The following is an 18,572-nucleotide window of genomic DNA, read 5'->3' on the forward strand; positions in this document are numbered from 1 at the left end:
AGTTGTACAGCGGGTTTCCGGGGTCCGGAAGGCCGACGGTGGTTGGGTCGCGGGAAGGCGGGCGTCGGGCGTGGCGGTACGCGAGGGACAGGGCGGCGCGGATGCGGGCGGGTACGCGGATGCGGGGGCGTATACGGATGCGGGTGCGTATGCCAGCCGGTACGCCGGTGGGCCCGTGAGCGGGTACGCGGGCGGCCACGGCAATGCTCATGGCAGTACTCACGGCAGCGCTCACGGCCGTGCTTACGGAGGGGCTCATGAAGGCGGGTGCGCCTGCGAGGACTGTCCGCACGGGGCGCGTGAGGGACACCGGCGGGCCGTCGCCGCGTTCCTGCGCAGGCGCGAGGAGTTCGCGGCCGGGCAGGGGCTGCCGGCCGCGGTGGCCCACTCCGCCTTCGCTTCCCGGCAGTGGGTCTCGGAGGAACTGGCGCAGTCCGCGGAACTCGTCGCCGAGCACGGCCGGGCCGAGGGCCGGTCCTGGCTGACGGGCCTGTGGCGCCGTACGGCGGGTGTGGTGTGGGCGGCCGTCGTGCTGCTGCTGCTCGGGCAGTGCCTCACCGCGGTCGGTGCGGGCTGGACGGCGGCGCGTACGGCCGGGCTGGCCGCGGCGCTGGTGGTGGCCGGTGCGGTGACGGCGGCGTCCTGGTTCCACCGGTCGAAGGGCGGTGCGCTGGCGCCCGTGATCGGCGAGGACAACCGCCTGTCCACCTCCCGCACGGTCGCCGCGGCGTGGGTGCTGTTCGTGGCCTACGCGGTGCTCGTCCTGGCGGGCCGGCTGGCGGCCGCCTCCCGGGCCCGGGAGCGGGACGCGCTGATCTCCGGGCTGGAACTCGCCCGCGGCGCCGGGGTCGTGACCGTGCTCGCCGTGGTGTGCGGGATCGCGGTGCTCGTACGGCGGGTGGTCGGGCTGCGGGTGCTCGGGCAACGGCTGCAGAAGGTCCGCGCCGACCGGCCGCGCGCCGCCGACCTGCTGACCGACGACGCGGGCCGGGGCACCTTCGCCGACATCCAGTACGTCGTCATCAGCGGTGTCGCCCTGGTCTTCGCGGCGGTGCGGCTGGCCAGGCGCCCGGACCAGTTGCCGGACCTGCCGTGGGGACTGGCGGTCGTGGTCCTGGTGTCGGCGGCGACCTATCTGGCCGGCAAGTACGCCGAGGGCGGTCGGCCCGTCATCCTCTCCGTGGTCCGGGCCCGGGAGGCGGGCGACCTCGACGGGCCGATCCGCACGGGCGACGACATCGAGATCCGGGGAGCCGGGTTCGTGCCGCCGGGTGCGCAAGGGGCCGACCGACTGGCCCGGATGGTCGTCCGGGTGGGTGCCGTGCACGTCCACGTTCCGCTGGTACCGGTACCCGGCGGCTTCAGCAACCCGGCGGACACGCTGCTGACGGTGCCGGTGCCGGCGGATGTCGAACCGGGGCGCGTGGACGTGCAGGTGGTCACGGCGGCGGGGGTGGAGACGAATCGGTACGCGGTTGATGTGACGGAGTGACGGATGCCCGCCGGCTCCGGCGGTCGGGCAAAAATTGGGGACATACAGGGTTGAGCACGGTCTGTTCGTCGTACGTATGGTCTGTTGAGGGGGTCTCGGCACCGGCGGCGAGAGGCGGCTATCAGCGATGACTCACAGTATGCGAACGGACACGAGCTCCCCCCACTTCCGCGGCGACGGAGGCTGGCGGGACACCGCCGGCCGCTACGCCCTCCTTCCTCTGCGCATCTTCCTCGGCGTCACCTTCATCTACGCCGGCCTGGACAAGATCACCGACAGCGCCTTCATGAAGGACTCCGGCGCCGGATCGATCGGCGACATGATGCGCGCCGTCCGCGACTCCTCCGCCATTCCCGCCCTGGTCGACCTCTCCTTGAAGAGCCCGGTCGGCTTCGGCTACGCCATCGCCTTCGGAGAACTGGCCGTAGGCATCGGCACCCTGCTCGGTGTGCTCGCCCGTCTGGCCGCGTTCGGCGGCGCGCTGATCTCCCTCAGCCTGTGGCTGACCGTGAGCTGGGCCTCCGATCCGTACTACTACGGCAACGACCTCGCCTACCTCATGGCCTGGACCCCCCTCGTCCTGGCCGGCGCGCCCCTGCTGTCCGTGGACGCCGCCCTGAGGTCACGACGACGGCAGAGGCGGGAGTACCGGTAGCCGGAGCCCCGGCGGTCGCTAGTCGGTGGCCGTACGCCCCGCCGTGCGGCGTCGGCGCAGGCGGCCCGTCAGGAAGGCCACCGCGCCGGCCAGGCACAGTCCGCCGGTGACGAGGGGGATCGCCACGAACCAGGGGATCTGCCAGGCGCCGCCCGCGTCACCGGCGTAGAGGACGCCCGTCAGGACGAGGACGAGACCGGCGACCAGCTTTCCGGGCCGGGGCTCATGACGCAGCACGGGTCACCTCCGCCTGTCCCATGCCGACCTGGAGGTCCAGGTCGATGGTGCCGGACCTCTCGACGCCCTTGGCGGGGGAGAGGGTGATCTGCTTCCGCTGGCCCGGTTTCACATCCACGTCCTTCGTGTCGTCGCCCGGCAGCTGGAGGTCGCCGAGCCCCACGTCGACGCTCAGCCGCACGGTCACGTCCTCGGGCACGAGCACCTTCACCCGGCCGATGCCCACGTCGGCGCGTGTCGTCACGGTCTGTCTCCCGGCCACGTCCAGCCTGCTGAGGTCGAGGGTGCCGACGCCGGTGCCCAGTTCGTACTGCTCCCGTACGTCCGCCACCGTGGCGGGCCGCCAGGTCGTGCGGGCCCACTCGGTGCCGATGTCCTTGGGCAGTGCCGCCGACCCGGCGAGCAGTCCGGCCGTGATGATCGCCAGGAGGATCGAGCCCGCCCCGGTCCGTCCCAGGAAGGCGCTGACGGCTATGCCCAGGCCGAGGACCGCGAGCGCGCAGGCCAGCCCTGTCTGCAGGCTGGTGCCCAGCGGGTGCTCGTCCCAGGTCAGGTCGGTGCCCAGGGCACCGGCGAGCAGGGCCAGCAGGAAGACCCAGCCGCCGATCCAGCGGGGGCCGCGCGGCTCGGGAGGCCGGCTGCGCGGGACGGGTATGTCCTGGCGGCCGCCGGCCCGGGTGCCGAGCCCGATGTTGACGGCGGCAGCGACATCCGGGTCGCGGGCGTCGCGGGGGCCCCACAGATAGCCCGTGCCGCCGATGTGGGTGCCGTCCTTGACGATGGGGTCGCGCCACCAGGAGGGGGCGGTGATGAAGACCGGCGGCGCCTGGGGCTCGGGCGGGGCGTCGGCGGCGGCCTGGGCGGCCAGCGGGTCGGGGCTGGGGGTGCCGCGCTGGCGTGACCAGTAGCCGCAGCCGGCCAGGAGTATGGAGAGGACGAAGGCGAAGGTCAGCACTCCGCCGTTGTTCAGCAGGGTCAGGAACACTCCGCAGCCGACCAGCGCGAACAGCACGGCCGTCAGGGCCTGGCCGTCGACGCGGCCGGTCAGCAGCTTGCGCACCTCGTTCTCGTCCTCGTCGTCGTACGGGACGAGAAGCCAGACGAAGCCGTAGAAGAGCAGGCCGATGCCGCCGGTGACGGAGAGCACCGCGAGCGTGATCCGGAAGATCACCGGGTCCAGGTCGCACTGCCGTCCGAGCCCGGCGCAGACGCCGGCCAGGGTCTTGTGGCGGCGGTCGCGACGGAACGCGTGGGGCGGGCCGGGCGGGGCCGCTTCCCCGGCCGGGTCGGCCGGATCGGCCGCGTCGGGGGCTCCTCCCTGTTCTCCCGCGTCCGCACGCCCTTGCGCGGGGGAGTCCGCGGGCGCGGCGTCCTGCGGGCCGGAGCCGGGTCCCGGGCCCGTCGCGGCGTGCTCGTGATCGGTCATGGGTCCATGGTGACGGGCGCGGCGCCGCTGCGGCAGTCGGAACGACCCTGGCCGAACCCTGATATCGGCCCTGAGGAACGGCTCGGGAGGCGTTCGACGGGCCGGGCTCCGGAGATCAGGGGAGTCTCCGGGGTCGACCCTGATGCTCCGGCCCTCCGGCCGTGTGACCATCAATGGCATGTCGGAAGCCGCAGCAGCGCCACTCGCCGAACCGCGGCCGCCGCGCAAGCTCTACCGCAGCAGCGACGGACGCTGGCTCGGTGGCGTGGCGCGAGGCCTCGCCGGGCACCTCGGGCTGCCCGTCGTCTGGGTGCGGCTCGTGTTCGTCGGCCTGTTCATGGCCGACGGTCTCGGCGCGCTGCTGTACGCCGCGTTCTGGTTCTTCGTCCCGCTCGGCGTCGGCGGAGTCGACGCGCAGAAGCCGCCGGCCGCCTCGGAGACCTCGCCCGACGGCCGCCGCAGACTCGTCGCCCGCAAACCCGACAAGGGCCAGATAGTGGCCCTGCTGCTCATGGTCGCCGTGGCCCTGGTGTTCGTCGGCAACGTGAACCTCAGCGGCGGGGCCCGGGTGTACCTGTGGCCGGCGGTGCTCGTCGGCGCGGGCGTCGCCCTGGTCTGGCGGCAGGCGGACAACGCCCGCCGGGCCCGCTGGGTCGAAGTCGGCCGCCGCCGGCGCACGGTCACGCTGCTGCGCGCGGTGGGCGGGGTGCTGCTGGTGACGGCCGGTGTCTCCGGCATCTTCGTCCTGCAGGGCTCCGCCGCCCACCTCGGCTCCGTGCTGCAGGCGGCCCTCGCGGTCCTCGTCGGGATAACGCTCCTCGCCGGGCCGTATCTGGTGCGCATGACGCAGGACCTCTCCGAGGAGCGTCTGATGCGCATCCGGGCCCAGGAGCGGGCGGAGGTCGCCGCCCATGTGCACGACTCGGTGCTGCACACCCTCACCCTGATCCAGCGCAACGCGGAGAACGCGAGCGAGGTGCGCCGCCTCGCCCGCGCCCAGGAGCGCGACCTGCGCACCTGGCTCTACAAGCCCGAGGGCACCGGCAAGGAGGAGGCCGACGAACCCACCACACTCGCCGACGCCGTGCGGCGCAACGCGGCCGAGGTGGAGGACAAGCACGGCGTGCCCATCGAGGTCGTCGTGGTGGGGGACTGCCCGCTCGACGAAGGGACCGGCGCACAGATGCAGGCCGCGCGGGAAGCAATGGTGAACGCCGCCAAGTACGGTGGCGAGGGCGGAGCCGTACAGGTCTACGCCGAGGTCGAGGGGAAGACGGTCTTCGTGTCCGTCCGGGACCGCGGCCCCGGCTTCGACCTCGACTCGATACCCGCCGACCGCATGGGTGTCAGAGAATCGATCATCGGCCGCATGGAGCGTCACGGCGGCACGGCGCGGTTGCGCGCGGTGCCGGACGGCGGCACGGAGGTCGAGCTGGAGATGGAGAGGGCGGAGAAGACGTCATGAGCGACCCGACCGAGTCGAACGGTACGGCGGGAGCGGCGGAGGCGGCCGGGCCCGCGGAGTCGGGCGGCGGCACCGGCGGGCGTCGGGTGCGCGTGGTCCTCGTCGACGACCACCGCATGTTCCGTACGGGGGTCCAGGCCGAGATCGGGCAGACCGAGCAGACCGGCGTCGAGGTCGTCGGCGAGGCCGCGGACGTCGACCAGGCGGTCACGGTCATCACCGCGACCCGGCCCGAGGTGGTCCTCCTCGACGTGCATCTCCCGGGCGGCGGCGGGGTGGAGGTGCTGCGCCGCTGTGCCCCCTTGATGGCCGACGCCGAGCAGCCGGTCCGCTTCCTCGCGCTGTCCGTGTCCGACGCGGCGGAGGATGTGATCGGAGTGATCCGCGGCGGGGCCCGCGGGTACGTCACCAAGACGATCACCGGCACGGACCTCGTCGACTCCGTCTTCCGCGTCCAGGAGGGCGACGCGGTGTTCTCCCCGCGGCTGGCCGGGTTCGTCCTCGACGCCTTCGCCTCCACGGACGCCCCGCCGGTCGACGAGGACCTGGACCGGCTGACCCAGCGCGAGCGCGAGGTGCTGCGGCTGATCGCCCGGGGGTACGCGTACAAGGAGATCGCCAAGCAACTGTTCATCTCCGTGAAGACGGTCGAGTCGCATGTCTCGGCGGTCCTGCGCAAGCTCCAGCTCTCCAACCGGCACGAGCTGACGCGCTGGGCCACGGCACGACGGCTGGTGTGACACGCGGCCCGGGCCGCCCCCGTCAGACCACCCGTGTCGCCCCCGCGTACGGCATCTCGTCGAGCGGGGCGACCCGGACCGGGGCCGATGAGTTCGGGGCGTGGATCATCTGCCCGTTGCCCACATAGATGCCCACGTGACTGATGCCGGCGTAGTAGAAGACCAGGTCACCGGGGAGGAGTTCGGAGCGGGAGACGCGGCGGCCGGCGGCGATCTGGGAGTACGTCGTGCGGGGCAGCGAGACGCCCGCGGAGCGGTACGCGGCCTGGACGAGGCCCGAGCAGTCGAAGGCGTTCGGCCCGGTCGCGCCCCAGACGTAGGGGCTGCCGAGCTTCTGGTAGGCGTAGGAGACGGCGGCGGCCGCGCGGGCGTTGGGCGCCTGCGCGGCGGCGGATCCGGTGGCCGCCAGGGTGTCGCGGGCGCCCCTCGAGGAGCGTGAGACGCGGTTCGAACCCGTCCCTCCGCCCAGGTCGGCACGTTCCTGCGCGCTGAGCCGTGACAGCAACTGCCGTGCGGAGCCCAGCTTGCCGGTGATCGTCTTCTTGTGCCGCTTCAGCTCCGTCTGCCGCGACTTCAGGGACGTCAGCTCGATGTGGGCGGCCCCGCGCAGCTGCTCGATCTCCCGGAGCTGCTTGCGGACGCCCGCGACGGCGGACTTCTGCCGGTGGCCGGCCCGCTCCACGAACTCGGCGTTCTCCAGGTACCGGTCGGGGTCGTCCGAGAGGGCGAGCCGGAGGGCGGGGTCGATGCCGCCGTCCCGGTACTGCGCGGCGGCCACCGAGCCCAGGGCGTCGCGGGCCGAGTTGAGCCGTTCCTCCTTGCGGGCCGCCTGGTCCTGGAGCTTCTTGAGCCGCTCTCCGGCGGCGTCGGCCTTCTCCTTCGCGCCGTTGTACTTCTCGGTGGCGACCTCCGCCTCCTGGTACAGCTTGTCCACCTTGGCCTTGACCTGGCCGGGGGAGAGCTGCGGTTCGGCGTGTCCGGTTCCGTCGAAGCCCGTCGCGGTCGCCGCGCCGGCGAGCGCGATCGTGGCGGCCGTACGGGCCGTGTTGCCGCTCGCGGTGCGCTGTCGGGGCTTGCGGTGCGCTGCCACCTTGGGAGCCACGTCCTTTCCTGCGACCGCCCGGTGCGTGCGACGGCCGCCGTGGGGAGCGGACGGGCGGCCTGCGCGTCCGGCGGCGGCCCGCACAGGGGAAGCGGGCCGCCGCCGGACTTCTGGCGGTGGTGCCCGACTGCCGCCCCTGGCCCGGGCGGCGGTGGGGAGCCGGTCACCTGGAGGAGGACGTTAAACCTCGCCATGGCGGCCCGTGGCCGGTGCGCGGAACTGTTCCGAGAGGACCGACGGTGACCGTATGCGACCGCGATCCCGCCTCGGCGCCGTCGACTTAACTCAGCGTGATGACCGATGCGTCGAAATCCCGGGCGGGTGCCGGTGATCGGGTGCTATGGGGCGCATATATGCATCGGTGGGCCGGTGTCGGGCGGATCGGACCCCCTGATTAGGCTCCGGCCTCATGGACGTACTCATCCACCTCTTCGTCGGCCTCCACATCATCGGCATCGCCTCGCTCCTGGGCGGCTTTCTCACCCAGATGAAGGCGATGGGCGAGGGCACCGCCCGCTACACCCCGGCGATGCTGCACGGCGCGCTGACGATGCTGGTCACCGGTGTGATCCTGGTCGGCCTCAACCAGGCCGACGACCAGTCCGTGAACAACATCAAGATCGGCGTGAAGCTGGCCCTGCTGATCGTGATCCTCGGCCTGGTCTACGTGAAGCGGGACGACGAGAAGGTGGACAAGGGCCTGTTCGGCCTGGTCGGCCTGCTGACCACGGCGAACGTCTTCATCGCCGTGCTCTGGACCTGACCCGGCGGCCGGGCAGCGCACCGGACCGGACCGCGGCGGCCGTCCAGGCGGCGGCCACGAGCCACGCGGCGACCGCGATCCACAGCAGCGCCTCCCCGAAGCCGTCCAGCCAGGAGACGTCGAGGGCGACGGCGACGGCCAGTGCCGCCGTCCCCGTCTTGGCCCAGGTGAACACGGTCGCCCAGCGGCGGACGTCATGGCGGGGCCGGGGCCACAGGAACTCGGCGGCGAGCAGGACGGCGTAGCAGAGCAGTGCGAGCACGAGCAGCGCGACGGTCACCGTGCGCAGGACGTCCCGGTCGTCTTCGTTCCACAGGTACAGACGCGCGCTGTCGGCGCTGATCAGCCGCGCCCCGGCGAGCGCCGAGAGGGCGAGCGCCCCGCCCGCGAGCCAGTGATCGCCGACCCCTTCGGCCACCTGCCGCACATCGAAACGGATCAGGGCGAGGACGTACAGGACCAGTCCCAGCCAGAACAGCACCAGCGCCGCGTGCGCGAGCCAGTCCGCCGACTCGGCCGCGGCCAGCGTGGCGCCGAGCACGGCGAGCCCCTGCGTGGCCATGCAGCGCGCGAACACCGTCCCGGGCCCGCGCCGCTGCCCGCCCTGCGGGACGAGGACGAGCGGCACCGGCCAGAGCAGTACGGCGAGCACCAGCAGCGTCACGGCCAGGGCCCGGGAGCCGGCCGCCGAGAAGGCGGTGCCCAGGACGGCCGTCGCCGCCACGGTGGTGAGGGCCGTCGTCATCACGCTCTCGAGGACGCCCGGCCTGCGCGTATAAGCCCGCCACCTGGTCCCGGCCCGCAGCAGCCGCAGGGTGAAGTCCGAGGCGAACAGCAGCCAGGCCGCGCAGGCCAGACCCAGGGTGACGCGTGAGAGGACCTCGTACCCCGCCAGATCCAGACCGACCGACAGGGTGCCGGTCGCCAGCACGGCGGCACTGGCCGCCGGAGCACGTTGCGCCCACCAGGCGACGGAGGGGGAGGGGCCGGGCATGGGGCCGATGCTAGGAGGCCCCGCGCGCGTTACGGGCAGGCCACGCGCGCGGGGTCCCAAAAACCTGCGAGACCCGTCAGGCCGGCCGCACCACGCTGTGGATCGACGACTCGCCGTCGTAGTAGATCGACTCCTCGCGCACGTACGTGCCGGGCTTCGGAGCGTGGATCATCATGCCGTTGCCGATGTAGATGCCGACGTGGGTGACATCGTCGTAGAAGAAGACCAGGTCACCGGGCTGAGCGTCGGCCAGGGGCACCGTGGTGCCGGCGTTGACCTGGTCGTACGTCGTGCGCGGCAGGGTCACGCCGGCGGCCTTCCAGGCGGCCTGGGTGAGGCCGGAGCAGTCGTAGGAGCCGGGGCCGGTGGCGCCCCAGACGTACGGCTTGCCGATCTGGGCGCGGGCGAAGGCGAGCGCCTTGTCGGCCTTGGTGGCGTACGAGGAGTCGGGCGCGGTGGACGACGAGGACGAACCCGTCGAGGAGGAACCACTGTCCTGCTGCTGGGCGGCTTCCTGCTGGGCGGCTTCCTGCTCCCGCTGCTGCTCGGCCTGCTGCCGGGCCAGCTCGGCGGCCTTGCGGGCGGCCTCCTCCTGCTTCTCCCTCTCGATCGCCGCGAGCCGCGCCTTCTCCTCGGTGGTCAGCTTCGACAGCAGCTCGCGCGCGTCGGCGAGCTTCCTCTGGACGGTCGCCTTGGCCGTCTTCAGGTCGTCCTGCGACTCGGTGAGCGTCTCGAGGCTCTCGGTGGCCTCCTGACGCTTCTCCATCGTCTCTGACTGCTGAGTGATGTAGTCGTCGACCGCCACCTTCTGACGGCCGGTCATCCGGTCCATCAGCTGGGTCTGGTCGAAGTAGTCCTGCGGGGTGTCCGCGAGCAGGAACGTCGCCGTGTCCGGGGTGGAGGCGCCGGTGCGGTACTGGGCGGCGGCGAAGGTGCCCAGCTCTTCCCGCGCCTCGTTCAGCTTCTGGGTGCGCTTGGCGACGTCGTCGAGGAGGGTGTCGACGCGCTTGCGCTGCTTGGCGGTCTTCTCCTTGGCCCCGTTGTACTTCTCGGTCGCGGACCCCGCCTGGCGGTAGAGGTCGTCGACCTTCTTCTCGACTTCCTCCAGGCTGGGCTTGTCGTCGGCCTCGGGGGCGGCGTTGGCCGACTGGGACAGCAGGGCCACGGAGGTGAGGGCCGCCGTCGCGAGGGCGGGGGTCCGTATGCCTGCAACGCGCGAACCCGTAGGACGCGACTTGCGGTGCGACGCCAAGGGAGGCGACTCCTTCCATGCTCCGCCTACCGGGTTAGCTGTCGGGTTCGGGCGGGTGGTTCGGAAGGGTTGCCCTACGGCCGTCTCCGGGAAGGGAGTCGGGCCGATTCACCCCGGGGTCTCGGTTGGGTCCCCGGCTCTGGCTGCCGCTGCGGCACGCCTGACTCGGCGGAGGCCACGCGGCCCGGCGACGTTCGCCGGTGGGGGTCGTGTGACCTCCTCGCACGGTAGCCAACTCGTGTGGCCCTTGTGAAGGTTGATGGGTGATATGCCCGATACATTTCCGTGACCTTGCTCATGAGCATCGCCGAGAGTGATCGATCGAGGGGGATTGGTCACCGTTTATACGCAATTGTGAAGCCGTAGCGGCCTGTGATCACGTGCACCTGGAGGGTGACAGGGGGGTTCTTTCGGCGATGTTCTCAGGGCGGCGGCGGGCTGTCAGTGGGGCGCCCTAGACTCGGAGAGCGATGAGCAGCCTCTTTGACGACAGCTTCCTGGCGGACCTCCAGGCCCAGCGGGGTCCCGCGGACGAACCCCCACCGCCGCCCGAGGACGATCACGGACCGGAGCCGGTTCCGGACGATCTGTTCGGCGGGAAGTTCGATGTGCCGCCGGACCGCGACGCCTACTACCGGGACGGAGCCGCGCGCCCGCCGGTGGACGCCGCCGCGCTCCTGGAGGGGCTGAACGACAACCAGCGCGCCGCCGTCACACACTCCGGCTCCCCGCTGCTCATCGTGGCCGGCGCCGGCTCCGGCAAGACCCGTGTGCTCACACACCGCATCGCCCACCTGCTCGCCGAGCGGGACGTCCACCCGGGCCAGATCCTCGCCATCACCTTCACCAACAAGGCCGCCGGCGAGATGAAGGAGCGCGTCGAGCAACTCGTCGGCCCGCGCGCGAACGCCATGTGGGTGATGACGTTCCACAGCGCCTGCGTCCGCATCCTGCGCCGGGAGAGCAAGAAGCTCGGCTTCACATCGAGCTTCTCGATCTACGACGCCGCCGACTCCAAGCGCCTGATGGCCCTGGTCTGCCGCGACCTGGACCTCGACCCCAAGCGCTTCCCGCCGAAGTCCTTCAGCGCCAAGATCAGCAACCTGAAGAACGAGCTGATCGACGAGGAGGACTTCGCCGCCCAGGCCGGCGACGGCTTCGAGAAGACCCTCGCCCAGGCCTACGCGATGTACCAGTCGCGGCTGCGCGAGGCGAACGCCCTCGACTTCGACGACCTGATCATGACGACGGTCAACCTGCTGCGCGCCTTCCCGGACGTCGCCGAGCACTACCGCCGCCGCTTCCGCCACGTCCTCGTGGACGAGTACCAGGACACCAACCACGCCCAGTACGCACTCGTCCGGGAGCTCGTGGGCACCTCCGAGCACCCCGTCGACGTACCGCCCAGCGCGGACGACCTGCCGCCCGCCGAGCTGTGCGTGGTCGGTGACGCCGACCAGTCGATCTACGCCTTCCGCGGCGCGACGATCCGCAACATCCTCCAGTTCGAGGAGGACTACCCGGACGCGACGACGATCCTGCTGGAGCAGAACTACCGCTCCACCCAGACGATCCTCAGCGCGGCCAACGCGGTCATCGAGCGCAACGAGTCCCGCCGCCCCAAGAACCTGTGGACCAACGCGGGCACGGGCGCGCAGATCACCGGCTACGTCGCCGACACCGAGCACGACGAGGCGCAGTTCGTCGCCGACGAGATAGACCGTCTCACCGACGCGGGTGAGGCGAAGGCCGGCGACGTCGCCGTCTTCTACCGCACCAACGCCCAGTCCCGTGTCTTCGAAGAGATCTTCATCCGCGTCGGCCTGCCCTACAAGGTCGTCGGCGGCGTCCGCTTCTACGAGCGCAAGGAGGTCCGGGACGTCCTGGCCTACCTGCGCGTGCTGGCCAACCCGGAGGACTCGGTGCCGCTGCGCCGGATCCTCAATGTGCCCAAGCGCGGCATCGGCGACCGCGCCGAGGCGATGATCGACGCCCTCTCCCAGCGGGAGAAGATCAGCTTCCCGCAGGCGCTGAAGCGCGTCGACGAGGCGTACGGCATGGCCGCGCGCTCCACCAACGCCGTCAAGCGGTTCAACACGCTGATGGAGGACCTCCGTACGGTCGTCGAGTCCGGCGCGGGGCCCGCCACCGTGCTGGAGGCGATCCTGGAGCGCACCGGATACCTCGCCGAGTTGCAGGCCTCCACCGACCCGCAGGACGAGACCCGGATCGAGAACCTCCAGGAACTCGCCGCCGTCGCCATGGAGTTCGAGCAGGAGCGCGGCGAGGACGAGCAGGGAACGCTTGCCGACTTCCTCGAGAAGGTCGCGCTGGTCGCCGACTCCGACCAGATCCCCGACGAGGAGGACGGCGACGGCGTCATCACCCTGATGACCCTGCACACCGCCAAGGGCCTGGAGTTCCCGGTTGTCTTCCTGACCGGCATGGAGGACGGCGTCTTCCCGCACATGCGCGCCCTCGGCCAGACCAAGGAGCTGGAGGAGGAGCGGCGCCTGGCGTACGTGGGCATCACCCGCGCGCGGGAACGGCTGTATCTGACGCGCTCGACGATGCGCAGCGCCTGGGGACAGCCGTCGTACAACCCGCCCTCCCGGTTCCTGGAGGAGATCCCGCCGACCCACCTGGAGTGGAAGCGGACCGGTGCGACAGCGCCCGCGTCCTCCGGGCCGGTCTCCGCCGTGGCGGCCTCGCTGTCGTCGTCCCGTTCGCGTTCGTCGGCGTCGGGCGCCTCCGGTTTCGCCACGCGCCGCACCTCCGAGAAGCCGGTGGTGTCGCTCGTGGTCGGGGACCGGGTCACGCACGACCAGTTCGGGCTCGGGACCGTCGTGGCGGTCAAGGGCACGGGCGCGAACGCCGAGGCGACGATCGACTTCGGGGACAAGCCGAAGCGGCTGCTGCTGCGGTACGCGCCGGTGGAGAAGCTGTAGCCCTGGACGGCGACAGTCCTGTGAGGTGAGCCTCCGCCGGAGGACCGGCGGGGGCTGGGCCGGCGGGGCCGGATCGGCGGGGGCTGCCGGGACGTTACGTCGGGTCGACGCCGTGGCTGCGCAGCCACGGGAGCGGGTCGATCGGCGAGCCGCCGGCCGGACGCACCTCGAAGTGCAGATGGGGGCCGGTCGAGTTGCCGGAGTTGCCCGAACGCGCGATCGGATCGCCGGCCTTCACGCTCGTACCCGAGGGGACCGTGTAGGTGGAGAGGTGGCAGTACCACGTCTCCGTGCCGTCCTTCGCGGTCAGGATCAGCATGTTGCCGTACGCGCTGTTCCACTGGGTGCGGACGGTGCCGTCGGTCGCGGCCATCACGGTCGTGCCGTACGAGACGGGGAAGTCGATGCCGGTGTGCAAGGACATCCAGTTGATGCCGGACTGGCCGTACTGGGCGCTGAGTCCGTGGCGGGCCACCGGCATGGCGAACTTCGGGCGCAGCCGCTCCTTGCGGGCCGCCTCCTCCGCCGCCCGCTTCCGCTCGGCCGCCTGCTGAGCCTTGAGGTCGATACGTTCCTGCGTACGGCTGGCCCGGTCGGCGAAGTCGTCGGCGCCGGCGGAGAGGCTCTGCAGCTGCGTGTCCAGCTTGTTGTTGGCGGCGGCCGGCTGCACCGGCTGTGCGTCCGCCGCGGTCGTCTGCGCCTCCGCGGCGCTGTCCTCGGTGAGGCTGCCGACGGACGCGGCGGCGATCCCCGCGACGCCCATCACACACGCCGAGGGCACCGCGATGGTCAGCAGTGCCGAGCGCTTGGGGGGTGTACGGCGGCGGGAGCGGGACCCGGCGCGCGAGGCCGCCCGTGCGGCGGTGCGCGGGCCGACCTCTTCCTGGCCGTCCAGGAGCGGGGTGACGGTGGGCAGTTCGCCGGTGGCGGCCGGCTCATCGCCGTCCGTGGCGGGGTCGTCGTAGCCGGCCCCGGTGGCTTCGTCGTAGCCGATCTCGATCTGCTCGAACGCCGCCGTCTCGTGCTGGTGGAAGGCGTCCGCGTGCTGCTCGTACCCGTCGGGGGACGGCGCGGCGGAGCCGTCGGTGTTCCACTGCGTGGCGTCGTAGGTGCCGGTGTCGAAGGCCTGCGTGCCCCATTCCCACTGCTGGGTCTGGTCGGCCGGATTGCCGGACTGGTCGGGCTGGAGCCAGGCGCCGGTGTCCCACTGGCCGGTGGCGTCGGGGGACCCGGCCTGCGGCGGGATGACCGACAGTGGCTGCTGCTGGGCCGTCCAGGAGGTCGTGTCGTAGACACCGGTGTCGTAGGCGGCGTGGTGCTGGGCCGCGTACGCGTCGTAGTGCGGGTTCTCGTGCGTACCCGTGGGCCAGTGACCGGTGTCGTACGTGCCCGTGTCGGGGCCGCTGCCCGGCATGTCGCCGAAGAGGGGGTCGCTGGCGAAGGTCGCGGTGGTGTGCCCGGTGGCGTCGAAACCGGAGCCGTCCGTACCGGTGGCGTGAGCGCCGGTGGCGTCAAATCCGGTGGCGGCGTAGTCGCCGTACGTGGTGAAGTCGCCGTACTGGGCTTCCTGGGTGCCGTACGACGCGTAATGCGCCGAGGCGGCCTCGGAAGCCGGAGCCGGGGTCATGGTCCCCGACGGGTGACGGTCGTTCACCAACTTCTCTTTCGCCTCGACAACAGGGGCTGCCAGAGCAGTGCGGCGACTGTACCCGGCGGTACGCGGGCACGACAATCTTCGGCAGGTTTCGCGCGCGCATGAAACGGGCATTCGGCCGTGTTTTGGCGGACGGCGGGCGCGGGTTTGGCTTTGTGTTCGAAGTTTGTTCGACGTTTCGACCCGAAGCGCGCAGCCGTCGAGTCCGGAGTCAGGCCACCGTGAGGCCGCCGGTGTGATGGGCGGACGGTTCACCCGGGTGGGCCGTGTCGAGGACCTGCCGTATTCCGTTGGCGACTGCGGGGTGCACGGGCAGGGCGAGATGGCCGATGCCGGTCACGAGTACGTTCTGCGCCGTCAGATCGGGATGGTCGATGCGGGCCGTCTCCAGCGGGTCCATCACATGGTCCAGGTCGCTCCAGAAGCTGACGAAGTGCGTACGGCAGTCAGGGGCGGGCCGAGTGAGCTCCTCGAGCACCGGTGAGCCGGGGCGCATCTGGCGCACGATGGGGTGCGCGTCCGCGAAGGGCGCGACTCGGGTTCCGGAGTGTGGCGTGCCGAGGGTGACGAGGGTCCGGACGCGGGCGTCACCGCCGAGCCGCTGCACGTAGTAACGCGCTATCAGGCCGCCGAGGCTGTGCCCGACGACATCGACCCGCCGGGCCCCGGTGCGCTCGCAGATCTCCTCTATATGCCGGCCCAGCAGCTCGGCCGCGGCGCGTATGTCGCAGGTCAGCGGCGAGTAGTTGAGGGACTCGATCTGCTGCCTGCCGTGCTGGGCGAGGCTGCGCCGCAGCAGGACGAAGACCGAGCGGTTGTCGATGAAGCCGTGCAGCAGGACGACCGGGGGCTTGGCCTCCGTGGGCAGTTGGGCGGCACCGCCGGTCGGGAGCGGCGCCGGGGCGGGGGCTCGTCGCTCCTGGGTGATGCCGGAGGGGTAGAGGAGGAGATGCCCGGCCAGGATCGCGATCTCCAGGGCGGTGGCCTTCAGAAGCGCCAGGGAGAGCCCTGTCAGCCGGCTCGGCAGCAGGCGCCGGCAGAACGGTAGAAAGGGCAGAGCAGCCCCGGTGACCTTCATGGCCGACCTCCTGTCGGCACGTGGAAGGACGGCTCCGCCCCCCGTGTGCCCTCGTGGAAAGCTGCTGCGAAGACGGCCGGCGATGACCATGTGAGCGGCCCGAGCCGCGTGTGCCGTGGGGCCTGAGTGAGGCGTGTGGCGTGTGTGGCGCCAGTGATCCCCTGCGTGCGGTACGTGCCGAACCTGCGGTGCTTGCCCTGCGTTTCTTCGCCGAAGTGCCGTACCGCCGCTGTGCGTGGTGGGTGCGGCGGCGGTACGGCGACTTCGTCGCGGCTCCCCTTGCGCTTGTCCCACCATGTGATTTCCCCCTCGGCCTGCAGTGCGAAACTGCCGGTTGCGGGATCCTGGAGATAACGTTCGTTCACTTGCCCGGACGATGCGGGGCGGGGTGTCCGTGCGGTGCGGCGTGTACTGCGTGCCCGATGTGTGCGGTACTTGTCGGTACGGATGGATGTATTCGCTTCATGGAGGCAGTGATGGGTGTGGCAGCCGGTCCGATCCGCGTAGTGGTGGCCAAGCCGGGGCTCGACGGCCATGATCGCGGGGCCAAGGTGATCGCGCGGGCCCTGCGCGACGCCGGTATGGAGGTCATCTACACCGGGCTCCACCAGACTCCCGAGCAGATCGTCGACACGGCGATCCAGGAGGACGCCGACGCGATCGGGCTGTCCATCCTCTCCGGCGCGCACAACACGCTCTTCGCGGCGGTGATCGAGCTGCTCAAGGAGCGGGACGCGGCGGACATCCTGGTCTTCGGCGGCGGGATCATCCCCGAGGCGGACATCCCCCTGCTGAAGGAGAAGGGCGTCGCGGAGATCTTCACGCCCGGCGCGACGACGACGTCGATCGTGGAATGGGTCCGGACGAACGCACGCCAGCCGGCCGGGGCGTAGGCCTCCGGCGGTGGGGCCGGGACGGCTGCGGCTGATCGAGGCCGGGGTTGGTGTGAGGGCTTGGGTCGATGCCGGTGTCGTGCCTGGTGGGCTTGTTGCCGGCCGGGGCCGGGTCGTCGCGCGGTCGGCTGGTATGCGCGGGTCTATGACACGCCCAGTTCCTCCGCCATCGCCGCGCGCAGCCGCAGGGTCGTGACCAGGCGCTGGAAGGCCTCCGCCCAGTAGCCGCCGGCTCCGGGTGACGCGTTCTCCGGTTCGTCCGGTACGGCCAGCAGGCCGTCGAGGCGCCCGGCCTCGGACGGGTCGAGGCAGCGCTCGGCCAGGCCCATGACCCCGCTGAAACTCCATGGATAACTCCCTGCGTCCCGCGCGATGTTGAGCGCGTCCACCACCGCCCGGCCGAGCGGCCCCGACCACGGCACCGCGCACACGCCGAGCAGTTGAAAGGCCTCGGACAGGCCGTGCGTCGCGATGAAGCCGGCCACCCACTCGGCCCGTTCGGCGGCGCCCAGTGTGCCGAGCAGCTTGGCGCGTTCGGCCAGGGACACCGCGCCCGGGCCGCCGGCCTCCGGCGCCGAGGGCTCGCCGAGCAGCGCGCGCGACCATTCGGCGTCCCGCTGGCGCACCGCCGCCCGGCACCATGCCGCGTGCAGTTCGCCCTGCCAGTCGTCCGCCACCGGCAGCGCCACGATCTCCCGGGGGGTCCGCCCGCCCAGCCGGCGCGACCAGGTCCCGAGCGGTGCCGCCTCCACCAACTGGCCGAACCACCAGGACCGTTCGCCCCGTCCCGCCGGGGCTTTCGCCACGACGCCGTCGCGCTCCATGCCCGGATCGCACTCGTGCGGCGCTTCGACGGCGATCGTCGGGGCGGGCAGTGTCTGCGTGTGGTCGATGGCCAGACACGCCCCCGCCCTGACCGCCATCCGCGCGGCCAGCGCCGAACCGGGAAGCGCCGACAGCAGCTCCGCCGCCGTCGCCCGGACGTTGCGGCTGCGGTCGGCCAGGGCCTGTTCCAGAAACGGCTCGTCGTCCGGGCCCAGGCCCGCGCGCAGGGAGTCGAGGAACATCAGCCGGTCCTCGGCCCGCTCCGTCGACCAGGTCGTCGCGAGCAGTTCCCGTGCGGCGGCCGGTTCGCGGGAGCGCAGGGCGGAGAGGAGAGCGACCCGTTCGGCGAACAGGCCCTCCTGCCACAACTGCTGAGTCCGGTCGTCGTCATCGACGTGCGGCAGCGCCGCTCCACCGCCCGGAGCCGAGCGCAGCGCGAAGCGCCAGTCCTGGTTCAGCCGCGCCAGCCACAGGGCCCGCGGCCCCGCGAACTCCAGCACCGCCGGACGCAGGTCGGTACGCCCCCGGGCCGCGTCCAGCAGCGCGGGGAGCGCGTGCGGAGGCGGTGCGAAACCACGGGCGTTGGCCCCCGCGAGCCACTGGGGCAGCAGCTCCACCAGATCGGGCGCTGCCCCCCGGCGGCCGCCGCCGGACGCGCCGGGGCGGTCGGCCAGCAGCAGTGCGAGTCTGCGGGCAGCCGCGGGCGGCAGGGGCGGACGAGGATCCTCCGGGGCCGCTTGCGGGCGTTCCGCCGCCCGCGCCGGACGCAGACCGGCCCGGCGTCGCACGGTCTCCGTCGCCGCCGCGTCCAGGAGCGCCACCGGTGCCTCCGGGCCCGGCCCGGCACCCGGCGGGGTGCGCCGGTCCGTGCCCAGCAGCGCCGTGGTGACGAGTCCCTCCCAGACGCTGGTGGCCGGCGCGTCCACAGAAGCGGTGGTACCGGTCATGAGCTTCCTTTCCGTGGGGCGCCCGGGAGTGGTTGAAGGCTCACCCTCATCGGTTGTCCCGTGATGCCTGAAAGATGCGTTGATTCATGGGAAGGGTGGGT

General features: G+C 71.9%; 15 protein-coding genes and 1 riboswitch. Of the genes, 7 read left to right on the forward strand and 8 right to left on the reverse strand.

What is annotated here, in order from left to right:
• The first annotated feature begins 175 nt into the window (after nucleotides 1-175).
• Both AC07DF_RS01980 and AC07DF_RS01985 read left to right on the forward strand, forming a co-directional pair.
• Complete coding sequence (locus tag AC07DF_RS01980) at nucleotides 176-1,492, forward strand: hypothetical protein (protein WP_478966022.1); 1,317 nt, start codon at nucleotides 176-178, stop codon at nucleotides 1,490-1,492.
• A gap of 127 nt (nucleotides 1,493-1,619) precedes the next feature.
• Nucleotides 1,620-2,147 carry a DoxX family protein gene (locus AC07DF_RS01985; protein WP_454365516.1) on the forward strand — a complete coding sequence of 176 codons (528 nt, stop codon included), beginning with the start codon at nucleotides 1,620-1,622 and terminating at the stop codon, nucleotides 2,145-2,147.
• Nucleotides 2,148-2,165: 18 nt separating this feature from the next.
• Here the strand turns inward: AC07DF_RS01985 and AC07DF_RS01990 are convergent, their stop codons facing one another.
• A complete protein-coding gene (locus AC07DF_RS01990; protein ID WP_478966024.1) occupies nucleotides 2,166-2,384 on the reverse strand; it encodes a hypothetical protein in 219 nt (72 codons plus the stop codon).
• Complete coding sequence (locus tag AC07DF_RS01995; protein WP_478966026.1) at nucleotides 2,371-3,810, reverse strand: PspC domain-containing protein; 1,440 nt, start codon at nucleotides 3,808-3,810, stop codon at nucleotides 2,371-2,373. Before AC07DF_RS01995 ends, AC07DF_RS01990 begins: the two co-directional genes overlap by 14 nt.
• 178 nt (nucleotides 3,811-3,988) lie before the next feature.
• Between AC07DF_RS01995 and AC07DF_RS02000 the strand changes: the two genes are divergently transcribed.
• Both AC07DF_RS02000 and AC07DF_RS02005 read left to right on the forward strand, forming a co-directional pair.
• A complete protein-coding gene (locus AC07DF_RS02000; RefSeq protein ID WP_478966028.1) occupies nucleotides 3,989-5,275 on the forward strand; it encodes an ATP-binding protein in 1,287 nt (428 codons plus the stop codon).
• Nucleotides 5,272-6,015 carry a LuxR C-terminal-related transcriptional regulator gene (locus AC07DF_RS02005; protein WP_454365522.1) on the forward strand — a complete coding sequence of 248 codons (744 nt, stop codon included), beginning with the start codon at nucleotides 5,272-5,274 and terminating at the stop codon, nucleotides 6,013-6,015. The genes AC07DF_RS02000 and AC07DF_RS02005 overlap by 4 nt, the downstream gene beginning before the upstream one ends.
• 22 nt (nucleotides 6,016-6,037) lie before the next feature.
• Here the strand turns inward: AC07DF_RS02005 and AC07DF_RS02010 are convergent, their stop codons facing one another.
• A complete protein-coding gene (locus AC07DF_RS02010; protein ID WP_478967547.1) occupies nucleotides 6,038-7,105 on the reverse strand; it encodes a C40 family peptidase in 1,068 nt (355 codons plus the stop codon).
• A gap of 421 nt (nucleotides 7,106-7,526) precedes the next feature.
• On the opposite strand from AC07DF_RS02010, the gene AC07DF_RS02015 reads away from it, so the two are divergent.
• Nucleotides 7,527-7,880 carry a hypothetical protein gene (locus tag AC07DF_RS02015; protein WP_107455854.1) on the forward strand — a complete coding sequence of 118 codons (354 nt, stop codon included), beginning with the start codon at nucleotides 7,527-7,529 and terminating at the stop codon, nucleotides 7,878-7,880.
• On the opposite strand, the gene AC07DF_RS02020 is transcribed toward AC07DF_RS02015, so the two are convergent.
• Together AC07DF_RS02020 and AC07DF_RS02025 are read right to left on the reverse strand one after the other, a co-directional pair.
• Nucleotides 7,858-8,874 (reverse strand): SLAC1 family transporter, encoded by a 1,017-nt coding sequence (locus AC07DF_RS02020; RefSeq protein WP_478966031.1) that lies wholly within the window; start codon nucleotides 8,872-8,874, stop codon nucleotides 7,858-7,860. The two genes, AC07DF_RS02015 and AC07DF_RS02020, sit on opposite strands and share 23 nt — an antisense overlap.
• 76 nt (nucleotides 8,875-8,950) lie before the next feature.
• Nucleotides 8,951-10,126, reverse strand: a complete 1,176-nt coding sequence (locus AC07DF_RS02025) for a C40 family peptidase (protein ID WP_478966033.1) — start codon at nucleotides 10,124-10,126, stop codon at nucleotides 8,951-8,953.
• Nucleotides 10,127-10,134: 8 nt separating this feature from the next.
• A riboswitch (cyclic di-AMP (ydaO/yuaA leader) is annotated at nucleotides 10,135-10,293 on the reverse strand.
• A 303-nt stretch (nucleotides 10,294-10,596) separates the two neighbouring features.
• Between AC07DF_RS02025 and pcrA the strand changes: the two genes are divergently transcribed.
• Nucleotides 10,597-13,074 (forward strand): DNA helicase PcrA, encoded by a 2,478-nt coding sequence (gene pcrA / locus AC07DF_RS02030; protein WP_478966035.1) that lies wholly within the window; start codon nucleotides 10,597-10,599, stop codon nucleotides 13,072-13,074.
• Nucleotides 13,075-13,168: 94 nt separating this feature from the next.
• Here the strand turns inward: pcrA and AC07DF_RS02035 are convergent, their stop codons facing one another.
• Nucleotides 13,169-14,842, reverse strand: coding sequence for a M23 family metallopeptidase (locus AC07DF_RS02035; protein ID WP_478966036.1), 1,674 nt, complete (start codon nucleotides 14,840-14,842; stop codon nucleotides 13,169-13,171).
• Nucleotides 14,843-14,939: 97 nt separating this feature from the next.
• On the reverse strand, nucleotides 14,940-15,806 hold the full coding sequence (locus AC07DF_RS02040) for an esterase/lipase family protein (RefSeq protein ID WP_478966038.1): 867 nt from the start codon (nucleotides 15,804-15,806) through the stop codon (nucleotides 14,940-14,942).
• Between the two features lie 476 nt (nucleotides 15,807-16,282).
• On the opposite strand from AC07DF_RS02040, the gene AC07DF_RS02045 reads away from it, so the two are divergent.
• Complete coding sequence (locus AC07DF_RS02045) at nucleotides 16,283-16,699, forward strand: coenzyme B12-dependent isobutyryl CoA mutase small subunit (RefSeq protein WP_382489501.1); 417 nt, start codon at nucleotides 16,283-16,285, stop codon at nucleotides 16,697-16,699.
• A gap of 143 nt (nucleotides 16,700-16,842) precedes the next feature.
• Here AC07DF_RS02045 and AC07DF_RS02050 read toward each other — a convergent pair whose 3' ends face one another.
• Nucleotides 16,843-18,471 carry a DUF5691 domain-containing protein gene (locus AC07DF_RS02050; RefSeq protein WP_478966040.1) on the reverse strand — a complete coding sequence of 543 codons (1,629 nt, stop codon included), beginning with the start codon at nucleotides 18,469-18,471 and terminating at the stop codon, nucleotides 16,843-16,845.
• Between the last annotated feature and the right edge of the window lie 101 nt (nucleotides 18,472-18,572).

Source organism: Streptomyces sp. NPDC044719 (genome assembly GCF_056433405.1).